The sequence below is a fragment of the Pseudonocardia charpentierae genome (assembly GCF_031845345.1).
In the GTDB taxonomy this organism is placed as follows: Bacteria; Actinomycetota; Actinomycetes; order Mycobacteriales; family Pseudonocardiaceae; genus Pseudonocardia; species Pseudonocardia charpentierae.
Genome location: NZ_JAVREJ010000050.1, coordinates 1 through 18,010 on the forward strand (window position 1 = coordinate 1; position 18,010 = coordinate 18,010).

15 protein-coding genes and 2 pseudogenes are annotated in these 18,010 nt (G+C 69.0%); 11 read left to right on the forward strand and 6 right to left on the reverse strand.

Translation table 11 applies throughout. The features are described from left to right. Positions 1-447: 447 nt before the first annotated feature. A complete protein-coding gene (locus tag RM445_RS30750; RefSeq protein ID WP_311560384.1) occupies positions 448-969 on the forward strand; it encodes a hypothetical protein in 522 nt (173 codons plus the stop codon). 347 nt (positions 970-1,316) lie between these two features. Here RM445_RS30750 and RM445_RS30755 read toward each other — a convergent pair whose 3' ends face one another. Then, the gene (locus RM445_RS30755; protein WP_311560385.1) at positions 1,317-1,847 is read right to left on the reverse strand and encodes a hypothetical protein; all 531 of its coding nucleotides are present in this window, start codon (positions 1,845-1,847) and stop codon (positions 1,317-1,319) included. A 981-nt stretch (positions 1,848-2,828) separates the two neighbouring features. Here RM445_RS30755 and RM445_RS30760 point away from each other — a divergent pair. Together RM445_RS30760 and RM445_RS30765 are read left to right on the forward strand one after the other, a co-directional pair. Then, positions 2,829-3,926 carry an IS630 family transposase gene (locus RM445_RS30760; RefSeq protein WP_311560386.1) on the forward strand — a complete coding sequence of 366 codons (1,098 nt, stop codon included), beginning with the start codon at positions 2,829-2,831 and terminating at the stop codon, positions 3,924-3,926. 555 nt (positions 3,927-4,481) lie between these two features. Continuing rightward, positions 4,482-5,528 carry an IS110 family RNA-guided transposase gene (locus tag RM445_RS30765; protein WP_311560387.1) on the forward strand — a complete coding sequence of 349 codons (1,047 nt, stop codon included), beginning with the start codon at positions 4,482-4,484 and terminating at the stop codon, positions 5,526-5,528. Positions 5,529-6,140: 612 nt separating this feature from the next. Here the strand turns inward: RM445_RS30765 and RM445_RS30770 are convergent. The 3 genes from RM445_RS30770 to RM445_RS30780 form a co-directional block, all read right to left on the reverse strand. Then, complete coding sequence (locus tag RM445_RS30770; protein ID WP_311560388.1) at positions 6,141-6,908, reverse strand: DUF4386 domain-containing protein; 768 nt, start codon at positions 6,906-6,908, stop codon at positions 6,141-6,143. Positions 6,909-7,028: 120 nt separating this feature from the next. Beyond that, positions 7,029-7,298, reverse strand: a complete 270-nt coding sequence (locus RM445_RS30775; protein WP_311560389.1) for a hypothetical protein — start codon at positions 7,296-7,298, stop codon at positions 7,029-7,031. Positions 7,299-7,327: 29 nt separating this feature from the next. Further along, positions 7,328-8,302 (reverse strand): NAD(P)/FAD-dependent oxidoreductase, encoded by a 975-nt coding sequence (locus tag RM445_RS30780; RefSeq protein ID WP_311560390.1) that lies wholly within the window; start codon positions 8,300-8,302, stop codon positions 7,328-7,330. 87 nt (positions 8,303-8,389) lie between these two features. On the opposite strand from RM445_RS30780, the gene RM445_RS30785 reads away from it, so the two are divergent. The 7 genes and pseudogenes from RM445_RS30785 (at position 8,390) to RM445_RS30815 (ending at position 14,288) form a co-directional block, all read left to right on the forward strand. Further along, on the forward strand, positions 8,390-9,064 hold the full coding sequence (locus tag RM445_RS30785) for a helix-turn-helix domain-containing protein (protein ID WP_311560398.1): 675 nt from the start codon (positions 8,390-8,392) through the stop codon (positions 9,062-9,064). A gap of 394 nt (positions 9,065-9,458) precedes the next feature. Further along, entirely contained in the window at positions 9,459-9,587 is a 129-nt protein-coding gene (locus RM445_RS30790; protein ID WP_311560391.1) for a hypothetical protein, read from the forward strand. Continuing rightward, entirely contained in the window at positions 9,575-11,029 is a 1,455-nt protein-coding gene (locus RM445_RS30795) for a M28 family peptidase (RefSeq protein ID WP_311560392.1), read from the forward strand. Before RM445_RS30790 ends, RM445_RS30795 begins: the two co-directional genes overlap by 13 nt. Before the next feature lie 435 nt (positions 11,030-11,464). After that, positions 11,465-11,593, forward strand: a pseudogene (locus RM445_RS30800) (inorganic phosphate transporter); the annotation flags it as partial. Between the two features lie 123 nt (positions 11,594-11,716). After that, positions 11,717-12,136: pseudogene (locus RM445_RS30805) on the forward strand (transposase); the annotation flags it as partial. Positions 12,137-12,167: 31 nt separating this feature from the next. Next, positions 12,168-13,538 carry a TrpB-like pyridoxal phosphate-dependent enzyme gene (locus RM445_RS30810; protein ID WP_311560393.1) on the forward strand — a complete coding sequence of 457 codons (1,371 nt, stop codon included), beginning with the start codon at positions 12,168-12,170 and terminating at the stop codon, positions 13,536-13,538. Between the two features lie 18 nt (positions 13,539-13,556). Then, positions 13,557-14,288 carry a dienelactone hydrolase family protein gene (locus RM445_RS30815; protein ID WP_311560394.1) on the forward strand — a complete coding sequence of 244 codons (732 nt, stop codon included), beginning with the start codon at positions 13,557-13,559 and terminating at the stop codon, positions 14,286-14,288. 7 nt (positions 14,289-14,295) lie between these two features. On the opposite strand, the gene RM445_RS30820 is transcribed toward RM445_RS30815, so the two are convergent. Both RM445_RS30820 and RM445_RS30825 read right to left on the reverse strand, forming a co-directional pair. Next, on the reverse strand, positions 14,296-15,297 hold the full coding sequence (locus RM445_RS30820) for a TAXI family TRAP transporter solute-binding subunit (RefSeq protein WP_311560395.1): 1,002 nt from the start codon (positions 15,295-15,297) through the stop codon (positions 14,296-14,298). Further along, on the reverse strand, positions 15,294-17,465 hold the full coding sequence (locus tag RM445_RS30825) for a TRAP transporter permease (protein WP_311560396.1): 2,172 nt from the start codon (positions 17,463-17,465) through the stop codon (positions 15,294-15,296). Before RM445_RS30825 ends, RM445_RS30820 begins: the two co-directional genes overlap by 4 nt. 131 nt (positions 17,466-17,596) lie before the next feature. On the opposite strand from RM445_RS30825, the gene RM445_RS30830 reads away from it, so the two are divergent. After that, positions 17,597-17,878 (forward strand): FmdB family zinc ribbon protein, encoded by a 282-nt coding sequence (locus RM445_RS30830; protein ID WP_311560397.1) that lies wholly within the window; start codon positions 17,597-17,599, stop codon positions 17,876-17,878. Positions 17,879-18,010: the final 132 nt, after the last annotated feature.

The following is an 18,010-nucleotide window of genomic DNA, read 5'->3' on the forward strand; positions in this document are numbered from 1 at the left end:
GGATGATCCCCTTGACCTGCAGCGAGATCCGCCGCCTGCTCCTGGCCCTCGTCGTGACACCCCACCGCCGGCCGTCCTGCCCGCGAGCCTGGTCAGCCTGGCGACGACGTCATCAACACCGAGCCCGCATCAGCCACTACAGCCGCCAGGAGGCAGCTCAGCGACGACCGTAACGATCTACGGCTGGAGTATTAAACAGGCCGGTCGGTCGTTGCGGTCGGAGAGATCACACCGGCGCTACATCGGCACGTTGAGGACCTCCGTGCCGAGGCCTCGCGGCTCCGTCAAACGGTTCTCGACCTATTTCTCCTCGATGACGACCGCGAAGTTTTCCTGGCCGCGGCCGTGGAAAGCTTGGGTGCACACCTGCGTGCTGTCGATTCGCACATAATCAATGCAGGATTCGTCCTGGCCTCAGGCCTGCTCGACGGCGATGAGCATAGGGGTGTGCGTGAGGCGGTCGTCGGCCGGTTGTTCCCGGCGACAATGAGCTCGCCTTTCGGTATCGTCGGACGCGCAGGGGACGAGGTGCGCTTCGAGGAATTCGACTATCACTCGCAGGTGTGGGGCTTCGCTGTCCATCGCGTGGCTCGCGGCTTGTACCGGTCGGGATTCCCGATTCTCGCACGGGAGCTGAACGCGCGCGTAATGCGGCAGGCCCGGGACGGACTGCTGCCGGAGAACGTCGGCGGCGGCACGGAACCCGAGTTGGTCTACTGTCCGCACCTGCTGCGTGTGTCGCGGCTGGCCGCCGATGGGCGCCCGACGGTAACCGTTAAGGAACGGCCTCCAGCCCCATACGCTGCATGGACGGCCGCTGCGGTGGTCGCTATCGACGCTGATGCAAGTGCCGACCAAGTCGCGGAACCGTCGGAAACGGCCTTCGAGCGACAGGTGTTGAACGCGCAGCCAGGCGGGCACCGAGCCTATCAAGGCACCGCGAGCCTGAGGTGGCCACCTGGCGTGTGACTCGTTCTCAGCAGCTTAGGATTGAGTCGCTAAGAGATCGCGCGGATTGATGTGTGATCATGCTGTGCGGCTGGTGATCCTCGTTCGCCGTGCCGAGCGGATCTTGCGTGGAGCGGTGGGTCAGCGATGAGCCCAGGGAGCTGGTCGAGCCGCTGATTCCGCTGCCGCGACACACCGGGCTGGGCCGGTCCGTGAGGACGTGGGCCGGCCGCGGCCGTATCGTCGGGGCCGCGGCTGGGTGATCCAGCCGCGGTGCGCCGCAGGACTGGCGCGCTCGGCGGCTCGTTGCCGGCAACCCGCAACGAACACCCGGCCGGGCATGAACCCCGCCTGCCGGTATCGGTGGCCTACGTCTGCAGCTCGACGGGAGATGGGCGTGGGAGGTCGAGCAGGTTCGTGCGGAACCGTTCCATGAAGTCGGCTATAGCTTCGGCCTGAAGGTGTGAGACTTTGAACGTCACTCTCCCGCGGCCCGCCAGCATCCAATATGTCGCGAAACGGCCCTTTATAACCTTGGCGTCGACCGGCGAAGGAGACGCCGCGGCGGGTGAGTCGATCACCCAGTCCTCAGGAAGGGCCACAACGAGCATCAAACCCTCGCTCGGCGCCGCATCCCGCCACTGCAGATGATTGGCGGCGAAGTCCAGCTGATTGGCAGGATACTTGCTTCGCTGGAACCCGGTTGGCACAACGGCGCAGACGATACTGCCGCCGATCCCGAGCTGTTGTCCGGTGCACGTGGCTGCTGACCAGCTCACGCGTAGCCAGGAATCGGCGCCCGGGTTCGGATCCAATCGATCGACTTCGGCATACCAATGGCCATCGGGGCGGTTTAGCAGAGTGGGCACGACGAGGCTTCCAGGCGCTTCAGGGGACATCTTCTCGTCCTTGTCCTAGTTTCTTGGCGGCCCCGCCTCCCAAGACGTAGCGTTCTGTTCGCATGCGTCGCCGGAGCTTCTCAGGGAAGCGTATGAATCTCGGATCCAGCTCATCTATCAACGTAATCAGTGCATGTTGCAGCAAGCAGAGGCGTCGGAAGTCAGGCGCAGCTGACTCTCTGAATTCGAGCAGATGACCCCGCAATTTCTCGAACCATCTATCGAACGTCGGGTCCTGCGGGGACTCAACGAATTTGGAGTAGCCCATGCAGCGGTAGCTTGAGTCACGATCCTTGCCTGTTTCTACCATCATCTTTTCGCCGATCCCCCGTTGTTCCCCCCGGTACAAATAGAAAGCGGTACTCGGCACTCGCCCCCACGACGACAGGGTGCTGGTGGCGTCCTCCAAAAGTTCTCCAAGTTTGCGAGTGGCGTCCACCTCGCCAAGATCCAGGAACTGAACGTCGTTACGGATGATCTCTCGCCAGCCGAGATACTGTGCGACGACGTACAGGGTGTGGTCGACGGGGTACGATGTCGGATCGTTCCAGAAGAAGCGCCCCGTCTGCAGGTTGAACAGCCCGCTCTGGAGGTCGAACGCAGCGCTAGCAGGGGCTCTCGATACTTGGAGACGGCGGCCTCGGCCGCATCTTGTTTCATTCGTTGTTCACTTCGCTGCTTTCGTTCTTCGGCGAGTTCAGCCTTGAGTTTTTCGATATCCCGAGTCCGCCCTGCTGCAATCACTGTATTTAAGACGGCGACTACGCACTCACGAATGCAATGACGGCGGCGATGACGGCGGCGATGACCGTCGCCGCCGGCTGCGACAGAACGACGCCCGCGCTCATTCCGATGTCCTCGTCGAATAATCACATCGAAAAGTGGACTGAGCTAGTGGCTCGACACGCAACGTTCACCGGGTAATTGATCTCGTTGGTCGTCCCGGCCAGGCTGCCCGCACGTCGAGTGCGGGAGGTGAAGGTGGCTCGCAGGCCGAGTGTGTTCGTGCGGCCCCTGTCGATGGACGAGGGCCGCAAGATCCAGAAGATCACCCGGACCGCGAAGGACCCGGTCCGGCTGCGCCGGGCGATCGTGGTGATGATGTCCGGCCAAGGCCAGACCGTCCGCGACATCAGCTCGCTGCTGCAGGTCAGCGAGGACTACGTGCGCGACGTGATCCACGCGTTCAACGAGCGGGGGTTCGACGCGCTGGACCCAAAATGGAGCGGGGGACCCCGCCGCAAGATCGGTGACCGGATCCGGGAGTGGATCTGCCTGATCGCGCGGACGTCCCCCGCCGAGTGCGGCCTCACCGGCTTCTCCACCTGGTCGCTGACCAAACTCCGCGACCACCTGCTCGCCGAAGGCATCGTCGCCTCGATCAGTCGGGAGACGCTGCGCCGCATCCTGCACGACGGCGGGGTGTCCTGGCAGACCACGACCACGTGGAAGGCCTCCACCGACCCCGACTTCATCCCGAAGATGCGCCGGATCCTCGACCTCTACGACCACCCTCCCGACGACGGTCGTGTGGTGTGCGTGGATGAGTTCGGGCCGCTGAACCTGCTCCCGCGCAAGGGAAAGGCGTGGAGGCCTCGCCGCAGGCCGCGGCGGCAGCGGGCGACCTACCACCGCTACGGCGGTGTGATGCACATGCTCGCCGCACTCGATCTGGCCACCGGCAAGCTGTTCTACCGGATCCGCGCACGGAAACGCTGGATCGAGTTCCTCGCCCTGCTCAAGACGCTGCGGACGCGGTGGCCGGGCGAGAAGCTGTACGTGGTCTGCGACAACTTCTCCCCGCACCGCCACGCCAAGGTTCGCGCGTGGTGCGCAGACAATGACGTCGAGCTGGTGTTCACCCCGACCTACGGCTCCTGGTTGAACTGGATCGAGGCCGAGTTCGCCGCGCTGCGCTACTTCGCCCTCAACGGCACCGACCACCGCAGCCACACCGAGCAGAACGCCGCCATCGCCGGCTACGTCCGCTGGCACAACATCCGAGCCCAGCCGAAGGTCAACTTCGCCACCGACTCGCCAATCCGGACCTGGACCGATTACCCGGCCAAGGCTGCGTGACGCACCACTAGGCTGTCTGCGCAGGTACGACTCATTCTTCGACGGGCACCTTATGATCGTCGTTGTGGCAGGTTATCGGTACTTGCCCAAGCTTGCTGCTTTGGCGCGTCCGGCGGCACCCCAGCAGGAGGCAGACCGGTGCGAGAGATGCTGCCGGTCGCCGGGAGCCGCGACAACCGCTCACCAAGGTGAGGGCTCGCTGCAAATGAGTGAAGCTCCTGGTGGAGGTCGTGCAGCCGACGGCGGCCGCCGTGGTCGTCGGGGAAGCTCGACGGATGCCCGAGGCGGCCAATGGGCATGCCCTGCGGATCGTGATCTGCGACGCGCGGATCACGACGCTATCGGCGCGACAGCTGGGCGCGCCTCGTCACCCGGCCGCGGACCATCTCAGCATGCCGAGCATGCCGACCCCGCCCGCGCAGCCCGATCGCGGCGCCGACCCGCACGAACCTTGGCGTGACACGTCGTGTGATGCGATGAGGGAGCGGAGCCTCCGCTCCTCGTGGTCCCCGGCTCATGCTCGGGTGCTCACATCAGCGATTCGAGGAGGCCCCTGTGAGCGAATCGTACGAGGGTCAGCAGATTGTCGGGATGGATCTGCATCGGCGGCGGTCGGTGTTGGTGCGGATGACCGAGAACGGTGAGGTTCTGGAGACGGTGCGGATCTCGAATGACCCGGACTATCTGCGGCAGGTGATGGCCCGCGCCGGTGAGGCGCCCGAGGTGGTCCTGGAGGCCACCTACGGCTGGTACTGGGCCGCGGACACGCTCGGCGAGTTGGGTGCGCAGGTGCATCTGGCCCACCCGCTGGGGGTGAAGGCGTTCTCCTACCGCAGGGTGAAGAACGACCAGCGGGACGCCGCGGACCTGGCCGATCTGCTGCGGATGGGCCGCCTGCCCGAGGCGTGGATCGCCCCGCCGGCCACCCGCGAGCTGCGGGAATGGGTGCGGCACCGGGCCAAGCTGGTCGGGTTGCGGTCGAACGTGAAGTGCCAGGTGCACGCCGTGCTGGCCGGCGCCGGGGTGGCGGTGCCGATGAGCGATCTGTTCGGGCAGCAGGGCCGGCAGTTGTTGGAGCGGGTCGGGTTGCCGCCGGCGGCGCGGGCCCGGGTGAACTCCGCGCAGCGCATCATTGAGGCGTTGGACTTCGAGATCGACACCTTCGCCGCGCTGCTGGCCCACCGGTTGCACCGCGACCCGGGCTACACCACGGTCCAGCAGATCCCGGGGGTGGGTCCGGTGCTGGCCGCGGTGTTCCTCGCCGAGATCGGTGACGTGCACCGGTTTCCGGGGCCGGCGCAGCTGACCAGTTGGGCCGGGCTGACCCCGAAACACTACGAGTCCGACACCACCGTGCACCGTGGCCGCATTACGAAGCAGGGGTCGCGGCTGGTGCGCTGGGCGGCGGTCGAGGCGGTGCAGCGGGTGCCCCGCCACACCAGGCTGGGGCAGATCCGTGAGGACGTGGGCGCGCGTCGGGGCCGCAACATCGGGGTCGTGGCCGCCGCCCGTGAGCTGGTCGGGCTGGTCTTCTACGGCCTGCGCGATCACCACATCCGCTGCCTACCCGCGCCCGGCCGACCTCGCCGGACAGCGGCGTGAGCAGCCCCGCAAGCCGCGGTGGGCGCGGGCCGTGTTCGTGTCTGACCCCCGATCCCGGCGTGGTCGCCCCTTTGTGAGTGGTCTCGCCCACCGCAACCGTTGCAGCACTTCATGCCGCCGTGAGCGGCGAAGGGATGACTCGACGGCCCTATCGGCCTGTCGCATGCCGGGGGACCGGCACTGAAGCACGCACTTGTCGACATCACCGGCTCGAGCACAAGGAGCACCACCGGCATCTGGTTTCTCCGCCGTCCACAGCCTGCGCCGCACGGCGTCGGCGTCAAGGACCTGCGGCCGCTGCGCGGTCGGCCCTGCGGGCCGATCCCTGACTCCGACGCCTTCCTCGACGCTGCCCAAACGACAGGCGGAGCCCGGGACGAAAAGATCAACAGCACGGTTTCCGGGGTTGACCGGCCCCGCTCCCTCAGGGATGACACGAAATTCTGTCGCGCAGGGTGCTTTCTGAGACTCGCTGATGCCAGTCGTGTGGCTGTTGGTGCTGGTAGAGGCTCGGTGAGGTGTCGTCGGCTCGTCTTACACCTAAGCTGTCGCAGGTTCGAACCCTGCCGTGCCCATCGTCGCCCGCTTCAGCTATGACCAGCAGCCGGCGCGTCAGGTGACCGGCGACGCAACCTGCCGAGCGGCGGGCGACGTCTCCGTCGCGGTGATGCGGGACGGCTTGAAGCCTTTGACCACCAGGTAGATGCCAAGCGACAGCTCCCACGCGGCGACCGGGAGGGCGGCGATGGAGGGCACGACCGACAACTGCTCGAACTGACCGAAGAGCGTGGCGGTGGTGGCGGCGAGGAGCAGCGGGGCCCCGATGAGTCCCATGGCAGGGATGATGCGGGGCACGAGCCGGGACCGGTACATGAGCGTTCCGAGCAGCAGGGCGTTCAGGGCCGCCATGAGGCTGGGGCCGAGCAGGAACGTCCAGTCGCGGACGGCGACGAGGGCGTTGCCGGTGACGACGAGTGCGATCGTGTCGGCGCCGCTCACCGCGGCGGCGTCCTGCCGGAGCGTCACGACGGCCAGGAGGCTCACCACTCCGATCATGATGACAGCGGCTTCGAGCAGCCGGGTGGTGACGAAGCCGAGTGCGAGGGCTTCATTCTGCCGCTTGACCACGGGGAAGAGCGCGACGGCGGTGCCGATGCCGGCAAGGGCGTTGACCGTGTCGAGCAGGCAGCCCCAGATCACGCTGGTGTCGGCGCCGGCGCCGACGATGTAGCCGGGGTCGTCCAGCAGTGGCGGGAGGAGGACGAACGCCGCGGGAATGGAGGCGGCGAAGGTGATCAGGTAGAAGGTGCCCGCGACGAGGGCGGCCCGCCTCGTCGAGTCGGGTGTGGTCGGGGTGGTCGCTGTGGCGGTGGCGGTCATGGCGGTCTCCACAAGGGGTGCGGGTGGCGTTCGGTGGCGGGCTATGGCGGCGTGCATCAACCTGACCGAGACAGAGCAGTGGCAGGCCGGTGTCCGCAGCGTGCGCAGCGGTCTCGGCTGCTAGGCGCGGGTCAGGAGCCGGGCGCGGAGCCGGTGCAGCGGCGGCATCAGCCCGTAGATGACGATCGGTACCGCGATGGTGGCGAGGACGAAGGTGCGCCCGACCGGCGCGAGGGCGCTGAGCCAGCCACCGAGCGCGAGGTTGAGGACGGTGAGGGTCGGGAACACGGCCAGCCAGATCATCAGGGCCAGCTGGTGCTTGGTGGGCGGCCCGACCGAGACTGGTCGGGAATGCGGCGGGGGCGGGGTCACCGGGGTGGGCGTGGCCATTGCACTTCCTTCGTGTGGGCGGTGCGGACTCATGCGGGCAGTAGGCCGTGGTCGAGGTTGCGGACGGCGTTGCGCACGTCGTCGTCGACAAGGTCGGCGTTGAGCGCGATCGCGGCGGCGGAGCCGGCGCCGGCGGCGGTGACGACCTGGGCACGCGGGTCGACGACGTTCCCCGCGGCCCAGACCCCGGGGACGCTGGTGCGCCCGGTGCCGTCGGTGGTCACCCAGCCGTCGGTGTCGACATCGCAGCCGAGGGCGACGAGAAGGCGGTTGTTCGGGACGAACCGGGGCGGCACGAACAGCGCGTCGCGCGGCACGACACACCCGTCGTCCATGCGTACGCCCCGCAGCCGGTCCGCGTCGACGACCAGCTGCTCGATGCTGCCTTCGACGACGGTGACGGCGCGGGCGACCAGCTGGGTCCGCTCGGCAGTGGTGAGGGTGTCGGGTGGGGTGAAGTAGACGAGGTCGTGGGTCCATTGGCGGACGATCTGGGTGTAGCGGACCGCGCCTGCGGCTCCGCCGAGGACGCCCAGTGGGCGGTCGCGGACCTCGTGGCCATGGCAGTAGGGGCAGTGCAGGACGTCGCGGGCCCACCGTTCGCGCAGCCCCGGGATGTAGGGGAGCTCGTCGCGTAGGCCGGTGGTGACCACCAGCCGCCGGGCCGCGATCCGCCGTCTGTCGGCAAACAGCACCCAGAAGCCGTTGCGGCCGTCCGGCACCAGGGCGGTAGCGGTCCCGGTGACGATCTCGCCGCCGTATCCGGTCACCTCGTCGCGGCCGTGGCGCAGCAGCTCGCCAGGCGGGAGACCGTCGCGGGACAGGTAGCCGTGCATGTGGGCGGCCGGGGCGTTGCGCGGCGCGCCGGCGTCGACCACGAGGACCGTGCGGCGGGCCCGGGCGAGGACCAGTGCCGCCGACAGCCCAGCGGCGCCCCCGCCGACAACGACGACGTCGTACCGGCTGCCGTGCTGCTCGTTGCTCTGGTTGGTGTTCTGGCTCATGCCCACAAGGCTGGAACTGCGGGGGCCGCCGGCCAACGAACGTTGCTGTTTCCGGGAAGAGAGAGTGGCATGTGCGGGGTGCAGGACATGTCAGCGGCCGGTGCGGCCGCGCTCGACCAGGTCGGGTCGCGGTTGAAGCGGCTCCGCACGCAGCGCGGGATCACCATCACCGGTCTCGCGCACGCCACCGGGATCTCGAAGAGCACGCTGTCGCGGCTCGAGACCGGGCAGCGACGACCGACCCTGGAGTTGCTCCTGGCGCTGTCGCAGGCCTACGGAGTGCCGCTGGACGACCTCGTCGGCGCGCCCGACGTGGGCGACCCGCGGATCCGGCTCAAACCGGGCCGCGTGAAGGGCAGGACGGTCATACCGCTGACCCGCCAGCCCGGCGCCGTCCAGGCGTGGAAGATCGTCGTTCCCGCGAGCGAGGTCGAGCCGAAGCCGCGGGTGCACGACGGCCATGAATGGATCTACGTCCTGTCCGGCCACCTGCGTCTCGTCCTCGATGACCGGGACTGGGTACTCGGCCCCGGGGACGTCGCCGAGTTTGACACCCGGGTGCCCCACTGGTTCGGCAGCACGGGCGACGGAGCTGCGGAAATCCTCAGCATCTTCGGACGGCCCGGTGAACGGATGACCGTCCGCACCACACCCCAGGACCAGGACCACGAGCAGAGTCGTCAGCTGGCCGGTCGGGACGCGACGGGAGGCAACTCGATCCTGGGGCAGGAGTGTGCAGCCACGCTTCGGTCGTCGTCATGATCGACAACTGGTGCTGCCCACGAATTGCCCCACGCTTATGGCAGATCACCGCTGAGCACAGTGATGGCTCCTGAACACCGAGAGCGCTGTTCACCTGCTCCAACACAGCATCAGTGAGTGCGGGTGAACCCGGCTGAGTAGCGGACGTCAGATCCGTCAGGTCGTGGGTTCGAGCCCCACCCGCCCCACCGTCTGACCAAGGATTCCCTGGTCCTCGTGTGGCCCCCGACGTGGGTGTGTATGCGAACTCGGGCGACGACCCCGATTTCTGGGTGGTCGCCGGGGACATTTACGCACATCTACGTACTGACCCGGGTCATCCCCGCGGCTAGATTTCCCGAGCGTGATCCGTGCCGGTCGAGCCCCCGATCGGCCCCTTGCCTCGGGAGATCCCATGCGCCACCGCACCCATCACCACCGGATCGTGGCCGGCACCGCCCGCGTGCTGTTGGGCACCGGCGCCGGTAGCGCCGAAGACGTGCCCGCCGCTTTGCAGCCGACCGCGCCGGAGTGGTCGCTGTGACCGCGGCGGACGTGCTTCCCGGCAAGGTGCTGGAGCACCTCGAGGTGTTCCAGGCCATCGCCAACGCCAATAACGGCAACCGGGCCTCGGGCACGTCGGGCTATCGGGGCAGCGTCGACTACGTGGTCGGCAGGCTGAGGGCCGCCGGCTACGCCCCGCGGGTCCAGAACTTCTCCTTCCCCTTCTTCCAGGAGGTCAGCCCGGCCACGGTCAGCGCGGGCGGCAGGCAGCTTGCCGCCGAGGACGTCGCGGTCATGACCTATTCCGGCTCCGGGACCGTGACCGCACCGGTGCAGGCCGTGGGAACGACCGGCGAGAAGGGTGTGAGCACCAGCGGGTGCGAGGCCGGGGACTTCGCCGACTTCGTGCCGGGGAACATCGCACTGCTCCAGCGGGGCACGTGCGCCTTCGGGGTGAAGGCCGCCAACGCCGCGGCCGCCGGGGCGTCCGCGGTGCTGATCTTCAACACGGGACTGCCCGGGTCGGAGGGGGCGGTCGCCGGCACCCTGGGCGAACCGGGGGTGACGACCGTCCCCGTGGTCGGACTGAGCTACGCCGCCGGGGTCGCCCTGCTGGGTGGGGGCGAGGTGACGGTCAGCACGCAGACCGTCTCGGAGAGCCGGGAGACCTTCAACGTCCTCGCCGAGACCCGCTCGGGTGACCGGGAGCGCACGGTCATGGTCGGCGCGCACCTGGACAGCGTCCCGGAGGGCCCCGGGATCAACGACAACGCCTCCGGCTCCGCGGGGATCCTGGCCATCGCCGAGGTGCTCGCGGGCACGGAGACCGCCAACGCCTTGCGGTTCGCCTGGTGGGGCGCGGAGGAGTTCGGCCTGCTCGGGTCCGGCCACTACGTCGCGGACCTCAAGACCAACGATCCCGCGACGCTCGGGAACGTCGCGCTGTACCTGAACTTCGACATGATCGGCTCCCCGAACCATGGCCGCTTCGTCTACGACGGCGACGCCTCGGCGTTCGGCCCGGAGGACGGCTCGGTGCCCGCCCCGGCGGGCTCGGCCGCGATCGAGGCGGCCTTCCACGAGCACTTCGGCTCCCTGGGCCTGGCCTCGGGTGAGACCGAGTTCAGCGGCCGCAGCGACTACGGGCCGTTCATCGCCGAGGGCATTGCCTCCGGCGGGCTCTTCACCGGCGCCGAGGGGATCAAGACCGTGGAACAGGCGGCGCTGTTCGGCGGCCGGGCCGGCATCGCCTACGACTTCTGCTACCACGCGTCGTGCGACGACCTCAGTAACATCGACCACCGGACGCTGGACGAGATGACCGGCGCGGCCTCCGCCGTGGTCCTGCGCTTCGCCAACTCCCCCCTGGACCTCGAGGAGGAGGGCCGGCGGCTGCTCGCCGCCGTGGCGCCCGTTCCCGCCGCCGCAGTCGACCAGGGGCACGGCCCGAGCAACGCCGCCGAGGCGAAGCAGCCGCGCTGAGGCGGTCACGGTGGGGCCGATGCGCCGGCCCCACCGCGGGGGCGGAGGCCCCGCATAGAATTCACGGCCACGGCCGCCGAGATCATAGTTGCGCGATCAGCAGCAACAGCGGCCCCTCACGCGGCCTGTAGCTGGCTGTCGCTGCTCCTCGACAGGCGCCCGTCCGAAGCGGGAAGTGCGTGATCTCGGGCGAGATGATCACCCTCCCGTGACACGCTTCATGACACGAACTCGTGTCGGCTGGAGTGGTTTCTGGCTACTGCAGTTCCTCCGGCTACGACTGTTGTTGCTGGTAGGCGCCCGGTGGGGAGTTCCCGAGTTCTCTCATAATCCGTCAGGTCGTGGGTTCGAGCCCCACCCGCCCCACAAAATCGCAGGTAGAACGTGATTTTCTGCCTGTCGCGGTCCACTTTCGTGATCGAATCCCACCGCCGGCGGATCAGCGACGTCGAGAGCCCACAGGGCTTCGCGGCCGAGACCGCCGGCGCCGCGGTGATCCTGAGCGCCGCGCACCTGGGGTTCGCACTGTCGACCACCCAGGTAGCCTCCGGGGCGGTCCTCGGTTGGTCGCGTCCCGGCTGGTGGTGTAAGTCCGGGGCCTGTCCGGCGTGCCTGAGCACGTGGGAGGGGCCACCGCGTGAGTCTCTGCGTGAACCGACCAAGGATCTCGTAGAGAGGTGCCACGCGATGGCCCTGGATCAGTCTGCCCTGCTCGAAGTCCTCGACTCATTGAAGGTCGCCGATGTCGGTGATCGTGTCCGCCAGGCCGCCGAAACCGTCTATCAGGCGTTGATCGAGGCCGAGCTCACCGACACCATCGGCGCCGGCCCGCATCAGCGCACCGAGGAGCGGACCGCCCAACGCAACGGTCACCGGACCCGGATCCTGTCGACCACCGCCGGGGATCTGGAGCTGCGGATCCCCAAGCTGCGCACCGGCTCGTTCTTCCCCAGCCTGTTGGAGCGCCGCCGCCGGGTGGATCAGGCCCTGTTCGCGGTGGTGATGGAGGCCTACCTGCACGGCGTCTCGACACGGAAGGTTGATGACCTGGTCAAAGCGTTGGGCGCGGACACCGGCATCAGCAAGTCGGAGGTGTCGCGGATCTGCTCGGGGCCGGCGGTCTGGTAGGAAGTTCCGCATGCGCCAGCACAGGATCCAGCTCGCCGAGAGCGAGATGCCCACCCGCTGGTACAACGTTCTTCACGACCTGCCGACCCCGCCCCCACCGGTGCTGCATCCCGGCACCGGACAGCCGGTCGGGCCGGACGATCTGGCGCCGCTGTTCCCCATGGCGCTGATCGAGCAGGAGGTCACCAACGCGCAGTACGTCGAGATCCCCGGCGAGGTCCTCGACGTCTACCGGCTCTGGCGCCCGAGCCCGCTCTACCGGGCGTACCAGCTGGAGAAGGCGCTCGGTACCCCGGCGCGGATCTACTACAAGTACGAGGGCGTCTCGCCCGCCGGCTCGCACAAGCCGAACACCTCGGTGCCCCAGGCGTTCTACAACGCTCGGGCGGGCATCCGGCGGCTGACCACGGAGACCGGTGCCGGGCAGTGGGGCACGGCGCTGGCCTTCGCGTGCGCCCAGTTCGGGCTCGAGTGCGAGGTCTGGCAGGTGCGCGCCTCGTACGACCAGAAGCCCTACCGCAGGATGATGATCGAGACCTTCGGCGGCACGGTGCACCCGAGCCCGTCAACGCTCACGGCGGCCGGGCGGGCGATCCTGGCCGAGCACCCCGACTCCTCCGGCTCGCTCGGCATCGCGATCAGCGAGGCGGTCGAGGTCGCCGCGCAGCACGCAGACACCAACTACGCGCTGGGCAGCGTGCTCAACCACGTGCTGCTGCACCAGACCGTGATCGGCGAGGAGGCGCTGCTGCAGCTCGCGCGGGTGGGGGAGACCCCGGACCTGCTCGTCGGCTGCACCGGCGGCGGCTCGAACTTCGGCGGCCTGATGTTCCCGTTCCTGCGCGAACGCTGGGCCGGGCGGATGAGCCCGACGATCCGCGCCGTCGAACCGACGGCCTGCCCCTCGCTGACGCAGGGCACCTACGCCTACGACTTCGGCGACACCGCCGGCACCACGCCGCTGATGAAGATGCACACGCTCGGCCACGACTTCGTGCCCGACCCCATCCACGCCGGCGGTTTGCGCTACCACGGGATGAGCCCGCTCGTCAGCCACCTGTACGAGACCGGCGAGATGGAGGCGATCGCCAAGCCGCAGTCGGAGTGCTTCGCGGCCGGTGTGCTGTTCGCGCGGACCGAGGGCATCCTCCCGGCGCCGGAGCCGACGCACGCGCTGGCCGCAGCGATCGAGGAGGCGCGGCGGTGTGCCGAGACGGGGGAGGAGAAGGTCATCCTGACGGCCCTGTGCGGCCACGGCCACCTCGACCTGCCGGCGTACGCCTCGTACCTGGCGGGCTCGGTGACCGATCACGAGTGGGGCGACTCCGACACCCAGGCGGCACTGCAGGCCTCACTGGCCCGACTGCCGCAGCTTTCCTGACCCGTAGGGTCTGCGACCGTGAAGCTGCGCGAGGACGAGGTACGGATACCGGCACCCGACGGCACGATCCGCGGGATCCTGATCAGCCCGGTCGACGGCGGCCGTCGGCACGGTGTCGTGCTCTACACCGACATCTTCCAGCTGACGGAGTCGACGCTGCGCACGGCACGGTGGCTGGCGTCGTACGGGTTCGTCGTGTGCGTGCCGGAGATCTACCCCCACGGCGAGCTGGCCGGTGTCGCGCTGGAGTTCGACGACGCCGGCAAGCAGGCCGGGATGGCGGGTGCGGCCGCGACGGCCACGGCCCGGTTCGACACCGACCGGGTCGCCGTAGTCGACTTCCTGGCGCAACAGCCCGGCCTCGACCGCCTGAGCGCGACCGGGTTCTGCATCGGCGGCCACCTGGCGTTCCGGGCGGCCTTCGACCCACGCGTCGAATCGACCGTGTGCTTCTACCCGACCGGGCTGCAGGACGGGAAGCTCGGCGCCGACGACGCCGGATCGCTGGCCAGGGCCGCGGACGTCGGCGGCCGGCTGATGATCGTCTTCGGCTCCCGGGACCCGCATGTCCCGGCCGACGCACGTGCCCGGATCGTCACCGCCCTCTACGAGGCGGGACTGACGGACCTGGAACTGCACGTCTTCGCCGGCGGCGAGCACGCGTTCATGCGCGACGTGGGTGCCCGGCACGACCCGGCGCTCTCCGGCCTCGCGATGGACGCGGCGGTGTCGTTCCTCGACGGCCGCTGACCGGTCGTCAGGTGGCTCCGAGCTGCTGCAGAGCAGTCTGGGAACCCGGGGCCAGCACGACCGGCGCGGTGTCGACGGCGACCTTCGGGTCGAGTTCCTTCGCCGCCGGGTGCACCTTCTCCAGATCGGCCTTCTTGTCGAACATCAGCTTCGTGATCGCGCACGCGTTCCCGGCCGGGAAGTCGTTGCGCACCAGCAGGAGGTTCGGCACCACGATCGTCTTCACGTCGGCGGGCGTGCCGTAGGCCGACGCCGGCACGGTGCCCTCGGCGTACACGGGGTTGATCTCCTGCAGCTTCGGCAGGAGACCGCTGATGTCGAGGAACTCGACCCGGTCGCCCGCCGAGGTGAACAGGTCGGTCACACCGCCCGTCGGGAGGCCGCCGGACCAGACGAACCCGTCGATCGACCCGTCCTTCATCGCGTCGATGGTCTTGCCCAGCTCGAGACGCTGCGGCTGGACGTCGGTCTCGGGATTCAGCCCGGCCGCCTGCAGCAACCGGGTGGCGATGACCTCGGTGCCCGACTTGGGGGAGCCCGTCGAGATCCGCTTGCCCCGGAAGTCGGCCATGGTCGTGATGCCCGACGACTTCTGCACCACGACGTGGGTGTAGTTGGAGTAGATCCGCGCCAGCGCCTGGACGTCCTGCGGAGCCGTGAACGCGCCCTGGCCGCGCACCGCGTCGGCGGCCGTGTCTGCCAGAGAGAACGCGACGTCGTACTCGCCGGCCACCAGCTGCTGGATGTTCTGGACGGACGCGCCGGTCTCGGCCGCCGTCGCCTTGAGCGGGGTGTTCGCGGAGATCAGGCTGGCGAGCCCGCCGCCGAGCACGTAGTAGACGCCCGTGGAGTTCCCGGTCGCGATGGTGATCTGCCCGCTGCCGGCCTCGCACGACGAGGCCCCCGCCGTCTGTGGAGGCGCGGCGGCCTGCTGACGGCCGCCGCACGCGCCCAGGAGAAGCGCGAGTGCTGCGACGGCGGCGAACACTCGGAATCGGCGGATCATCATTGTTCCCCCACGGGTCGGGCGCTCCGGTTTCGGGTGATCAGGTTCGCAGCGACGGCGGCGGCGAGGAAAGCGAGGCCGATGCCGATCGGGATCGGCTGCAGGTAGAGCAGCAGGACCGCCGCCGGCAGGCAGAGCAGCCGCTGCAGCCGCGTGGCCGGCCCGGCGATCCACCCGCCGGTGACGGCGGCCAGCGCGGCGACGGCGACGATCGACACCGCGGTGGTCCAGACGACGGCCCAGCCACCGCCCTGCATCAGCAGGTGCGACCCGTTGTCGGTGATCACGAAGGCGATCGGGGCGAGGAACGCCGGCAGGGTGTACTTCCAGGCCTGCCACATGGTCCCGATCGTGTTGCCACCCGTGATCGCGGCGGCGGCCACCGCGGCCAGGGCCGTCGGCGGCGTCACCTCGGACAGCACCGCGTAGTAGAAGATGAACATCGCGGTCTCGGCCGCAGAAGCCCCGAGCGTCTGCAGGGCCGGTCCGATGACCACCCAGGCGATGATGAACGACGCGGTGACCGGGACCGCGAGGCCGAGGACGGCGATCGCGACCGCCGCGAACACCGCGGTCAGGATCAGCACCGCCGTCGGGTTCGTGACGAGTGCACGTGCGGCGGCGACCAGCAGGTCGGCCAGGCTCTGGCCCAGCCCGGTCTTGACGATGACCGAGGTGATGATCCCTGCCGCCGCGCAGACGGATGCGACGGGCAGGACCGACCGGATGCCCACGGCGAGAGCCCGATAGATGTCGGCGCCGTAGGCGCGCAGCGCGGCGGGCAGCGGCATCGGCGCGGCGTCGGGATCCGACGGGTCTCGCCGCGACACGGCCCGCTCGACCAGGCCGAACAGGGCGGCCACGAGCGTCGCGTAGACCACCGCGCGGAACGGCGCGATGCCCAGCGCCAGGAAGACGACGATCACGGCGAGCGAGATGAAGTGGTAGCCGTGGCGGAGCAGCTGGCGGCCGACCGGCACGGTCGAGACGGTCACCGCCTTGGCCCCGAACCGGCGGGCGTCGATCTCCACGGCCAGGAGGATGCCGACGTAGTACAGGACCGTCGGGATCGTGGCCCAGAGCAAAACTTGCAAGTAGGGCACACCGACGTACTCGGCGATGATGAAGGCCGCCGCGCCGAGGGTGGGGGGCGACAGGATCGCCCCGATGCCGGCCGCTGCGAGCATCCCGCCCGCCTGCTCGCGCGGGTAGCCGGCCCGCCGGAGGATCGGCCAGGCCACCGACCCCAGGCTCACCGCGGTCGCCGTGCCCGAGCCCGACACCGTGCCCAGTAAGAAGCCGGAGAGCGTAACCGTGCGCCCCGGTGCCGACCGTGACTTCCGGAAGGCCGCGAAGCTGATGTCGATGAAGAACCGACCGGCGCCGGTGGCGTCGAGCACCGCACCGTAGATCGTGAACAGCACGATGTAGGTCGCGCAGACGTCGAGCGGGATGCCGTAGAAGCCGGACTGGTCGTTGTAGAAGCCGTTGATGATCTGGCTGAAGTCGAACCCGGCGTGACTGATCGGCCAGGAGATCGGCAGGAAGCCGCCGTAGTACGCGTAGAGGAAGAACGCCACGCAGATGACGGGCAGGACCGTCCCGGTGGTCCGGCGGCACGCCTCCAGCACCAACACGGTCAGCAGGGCACCCATCACGATGTCCACCGTGCTCAACGAGCCCTGCCGGTCGAGGAACGCGTCGAACCCGCCGCCCGCATCGCCGATCCCGAACGGCAGCACCGGGTAGAGCGCCACGAGCAGGGCCACCGCGGCGAGCAGCCAGTCGAGGACACCGGGGTCGTCGCGTCCGCCGCGCTCGCCCGCGCGCCTGCCGCCGGCGCGGTAGCAGACGAACACAAGCGGCAGAACCGCAGCGAGGAACAGGATCAGGTAGAACTGGTTGCCGCGCTGGAGCGGTGCGAAGACCTGCCACAGCACGAACACCGAGGTCAGGAAGCACAGCGCGACGACGACGCGGTCGAGCCGAGGGGAGAGCCGCCGGGCCGGACGTTCCTCGTCGTACTCGGCGATGAGCTCGTCGGGGGACTGCGGGGTGGTGAGCAGGCCGGCGGCCGGTTCCGACACCGGGCCGTTGTCAGCAGTTGCGGCATCCCCGCCGGCCGGATCGTTCCGTGGACCGGCGGAATCCGACGCGTTGTCGGCCCGCATGCCGGAAGGGTAAGGGGAAGACCGTCTGCGCGTCATGATTCACTGCGACCGGGCATCCCAGGACGGCGTTGACGGCCGCGGGGCGCTTGCCTACCGTCGTGGCGACGCCCCCCGACCTCCGGAGATGCCGCGTGCCGACCTACGGCTATGACTGCGCCGACTGCGGTGCCTTCGACCTGGTGCGGCCGATGGCGGAGGCGGGTGCTCCGGCGCCGTGCCCGGGTTGCGGCGCGCCTGGTCGTCGTCTTTTCGGTGCACCGGCGCTGCGGTCGCTCGACCCTGCGGTGACGGGCGCGATCGATGCGAGTGCTCGCACCGCGGAGGCGCCCGGCGTGGTTGACCGCTTGCCCGCGTCGCGCCGCCGCACCCGCTACACGGCAGACCCGCGGCACCTTCGCCTGCCGCGCCCCTAGTACTTCAGCCGCAGTTCGTGATCGACAGTGGTCTATCCTCTCGATCTTGTGTTCGTGGAGGAGGATCTTGCTGCGTGGTCGGCCGGGTTGGACGGGTTGTTCGCGCAGGTCGCGGGCAGGTTCTTCCGGCCT